This is a genomic window from Roseibium sp., from assembly GCF_025698965.1.
In the GTDB taxonomy this organism is placed as follows: domain Bacteria; phylum Pseudomonadota; class Alphaproteobacteria; order Rhizobiales; family Stappiaceae; genus Roseibium.
The window spans coordinates 1-3,820 of record NZ_JAILWL010000561.1 but is presented as its reverse complement, the minus strand read 5'-3'; the positions used below and the strand labels follow the sequence as shown (position 1 = coordinate 3,820).

Annotated in this window: 2 protein-coding genes and 1 pseudogene; all 3 read right to left on the bottom strand. The window is 58.8% G+C overall.

All coding sequences use genetic code 11. The annotated features are described in order from the left end of the window. Positions 1 to 1,742: 3D-(3,5/4)-trihydroxycyclohexane-1,2-dione acylhydrolase (decyclizing) (gene iolD, locus K5905_RS29450; RefSeq protein ID WP_297591130.1), on the bottom strand; the 1,742-nt coding region annotated here is incomplete at its 3' end. Then, positions 1,739 to 3,685 carry a 5-dehydro-2-deoxygluconokinase gene (gene iolC / locus K5905_RS29445; RefSeq protein WP_297591128.1) on the bottom strand — a complete coding sequence of 649 codons (1,947 nt, stop codon included), beginning with the start codon at positions 3,683 to 3,685 and terminating at the stop codon, positions 1,739 to 1,741. The genes iolC and iolD, both read right to left, overlap by 4 nt. 26 nt (positions 3,686 to 3,711) lie before the next feature. Then, positions 3,712 to 3,820 (bottom strand): annotated as a pseudogene (locus K5905_RS29440) (sugar ABC transporter ATP-binding protein); the annotation flags it as partial.

The window sequence follows — 3,820 nt, the reverse complement described above, 5'->3', positions numbered from 1 at the left end:
CAGTGGCCTCCGCCGTTTTCGCCAGGACCGTGCATCGGGTCCGTGTCGATCACGATCACCGTCGGGACTGGCCTGTCGCGGGCTGCCAGTATCTGAGCTTCCAGATCGGCAATATTTTCGGCCCTTACCGCATGCGCTCCCATGGAGGCCGCATGGGCAACGAAATCCAGATCAGGCTGTTCGACGACATTGCAGTCCTTGTAAAGGTTGTTGAACTGCTCACCGCCGGTTCCCATCTGCAGCCGGTTGATGCAGCCATAGCCGCGATTGTCCGTCAGGACCACCGTGAATGGCACTTTGCGCATGACGGCAGTTGCCAGCTCGGAATTGGCCATCATGTATGACCCATCGCCGACAAAGCAGACGACATCCCGATCCGGCTGGGCGAGTTTGACGCCCAGGGCACCGGCAATCTCGTAACCCATGCAGGAATAGCCGTATTCCATGTGATAACCACCTTGTGGTGCCTGCCACAACAGTTTCAGGGCACCAGGCATGGTTCCCGCTGCACACATTGCGATCGTCCTGTCCGTCGCGGTGCGCTGTACCGCTCCGATCACCTCGGCATCGAGCGGCAGGTAACCTTGCGGCGTGTCGGTGCGAGCGCCGCAATGAGCGTCGACCTTGGCCAGCCAGGATAGGCGGGACTGAGGATCAAAGGCGCTCGCCTGATGATCACCGAGAGCTTTCGAGATCTTCTCCAGCGACACTTTTGCGTCGCCGGTCAGGCCGACCGCACCGTGTTTTCCGGCGTCGTAGCCTTGCACGTTGATCGAGACGAGCTTGCGATCAGGTTGTTTGAACAGGGCCCAGGACCCGGTGGTGAAATCCTGGAAACGGGTGCCGACACCGATTACAAGATCGGCGTCTTCCGCCATTTCATTGGCGCATTCGGCGCCGTCGACACCGGCTGCGCCGAAATTCATAGGGTGCGACTGAGGCAGGGCGGATTTTCCCGCTTGCGTCTCGATCACGGGAATGCCGTGACGGGTGGCAAAGTCACCAAGCGTCTCTTCCGCCTGTGAATAAATTACGCCGCCGCCGCAGACGATGACCGGATTTTTCGCGTCCCTGATCAGTGCGGCCACATCGGAAACGTCGCGACCGTCCGGCTCAGGGCGCCGAATGCGCCATATTCGCGGTTCAAAGAAGCTTACGGGATAATCGAAGGCTTCCGCCTGGGTGTCCTGGCAAAAGGAAAGCGTGACAGGGCCGCAATTGGCCGGGTCGGTCATGACCCTGAAAGCGCGAGGGAGCGCTGTCAGCAGGTGTTCGGGCCGGCTTATCCGGTCGAAATACCGGGAAACCGGACGGAAGCAGTCATTGGCAGACACAGTGCCATCGTCGAAATCCTCGATCTGTTGCAACACGGGGTCCGGTGCGCGGTTGGCGAAGACATCACCAGGAATAAGCAGTACCGGCAGCCGATTGACATGGGCAAGGGCGGCTGCGGTGACAAGATTGGTTGCGCCCGGGCCGATGGACGAAGTCACCGCCATTGCGCGCGTGCGTTTGTTGGCCTTCGCGTAGGCGATCGCGGTGTGGGCCATGGTCTGTTCGTTCTGTCCGCGCCAGGTCGGCAACTGATTGCCCGCGTGTTCCAGGGCTTCGCCAAGGCCAGCAACGTTGCCGTGACCGAAAATTGCCCAGACACCATCGATGAACCGTTCGCCATCTTCCGTCAATTGAGCCGAAATGTAGCGGACCATTGCCTGCGCGGCGGTGAGACGGATCGTGCTCATGCAGGAATTCCTTGGTGGTCTTTGGAGTGTGAAAGTGCGCGGACATCATCCCAGATCCGGCACAAACGCTCGAAGCGATTGGTCATGTCCGCGACAGCTTCGTCATTCGACAAGTCGCCCGCAAGCCATTTGCGTGCGGCATCGGCAAAAATCGTCCGGCCGACCGCGAAGCCTTTGACAAGGTCAAATTGCGCGGCCTCGGCAAAACTGGCCGCAAGCTGGTCCTCTGGCGCGTCCAGCCCGAGGATCACGATGCCACGGGTGTTCGGATCGTTGTCCGTTATGGCAGCGCAAGCCTTCGCCCAGGCTTCTTTCGACGTCAGAGGTTCAAGCTTCCACCAGTCAGGGTAGATGCCGATTTCATAGATGCGGCGGATGACACTTGCTGTTGTGTCGTCGTCGATGGGGGCGACTTTTGATGGAATGACTTCCAGGAGCATTTCAAGATTGTTGCGCCGGCAGGCAGCGAACAGACGTTTCAGAACGTCCTCCTGCTCGGCTTTCATCTCCTCGGTATCGTCGGGATGGTAAAAGCACAGAACCTTGACGACATGTTCAACCGGCCATTCGGCCAGTCCGCCGAAATCCGGTCCGATTTCAGGTTCAAGCATCAGCGGACGGGACGCGGGCCATTCTACCGGATGACCGATCCAGAGCCCGGTGCCTGCCGCCCGGTACAGAGCGTCACGACCGATGCGGCTGTCGCATAATATGCCGTATCCGGGTTGGCCATCTGCAACGTTCACGGCGGCATCAAGGCACAGGTTCTTGAAGAAACCGAGATGTTCAGGGCTGACACCGGCTTCGTCGGCCATCTGTTCCAGCTGAATGCGATGATCGAAGGCGAAAACACGCATCGTGGACCAGTTTCCACCATGCGAAGTGTGCCGGTTGGTTGCCCAGTGAATCTGTTCCAGTTCAGCGTCCTTGCGCAGGGCCTTGTCTTCAACACCGCGTTTCAGGAAGAACTGCAATTCATCCCAACTCGGGTAGGCAGGCGTGCAGCCGTGACGAGAGACGGCAAAGGCGCCGCAGGCATTGGCATAAGTCAGGCTTGTGACCCAGTCCTCGCCGGTGATCCAGCCCTTGAGCAGGCCGGACATGAAACCGTCGCCGGCACCCAGAACATTGAAGACTTCGATCGGAAAGCCGGGTCCGGAAATGCCGTCATCCAGGTTTTCGGGAATGTCTCCTTCAAAGGCGGTCGCGCCCATCGGACCACGTTTGCAGACCAGCGTCGCATTGGACACCTTACGGACATTCTGAAGCGCCTGGATGGTGTCGGTTGTGCCGCCGGCAATGTGGAATTCTTCTTCGGTGCCGACAATCAGATCGAACAAATGCAATGTAGACTGCAGTTTTTCCGTCACCTGATCGGACGCTATGAAGCGGTTTTCACCGTCGCCGTGCCCTGATAGTCCCCAGAGATTGGGGCGGTAGTCGATATCGAGTGCGGTCTGGCCACCACTGTCGCGCGCCAGTCTCAAAGCCTTGAGAACCGCAGCTTCTGTCTGCGGGTTGCTCAAATGCGTGCCGGTCGCAACGACCGCTTTGGCACAGGCAATGAAGTCCGGATCGATATCGTCTTCACACAGGGCCATGTCCGCGCAGTTTTCGCGGTAGAAGATCAGCGGAAACTGCTCCTGGTCCCGAATGCCGAGCAAAACCAGGGCAGTCAGCCGTTCCTTGTCGGTAATGACACCGCGTGTGTCGACGCCGTGCCGGTCAAGTTCTTCGCGGACAAAACGGCCCATATGTTCATCACCAACCCGGGTGATCAGTCCGGATTTCAGCCCGAGGCGAGCTGTCCCGGCGGCCATATTGGTCGGTGAGCCGCCAATATATTTGTTGAAAGACGACATGTCCTCCAACCGGCCGCCAACCTGCGCTCCGTAGAGATCGACCGATGATCGGCCGATGGTGATGACATCGAGATTTTTCACGACTTTGTCCGTCCTTTTCAGGGAACTTAGATTGTACCGCCGAGGGATCCTTCGAGCTCGGCGAGTTCCTGTCCGCCAGCCATGAGGTCCTGTAGTTCCTCTGCCTGGATATCGCCTCTTGCAGCTGTTCCGAGT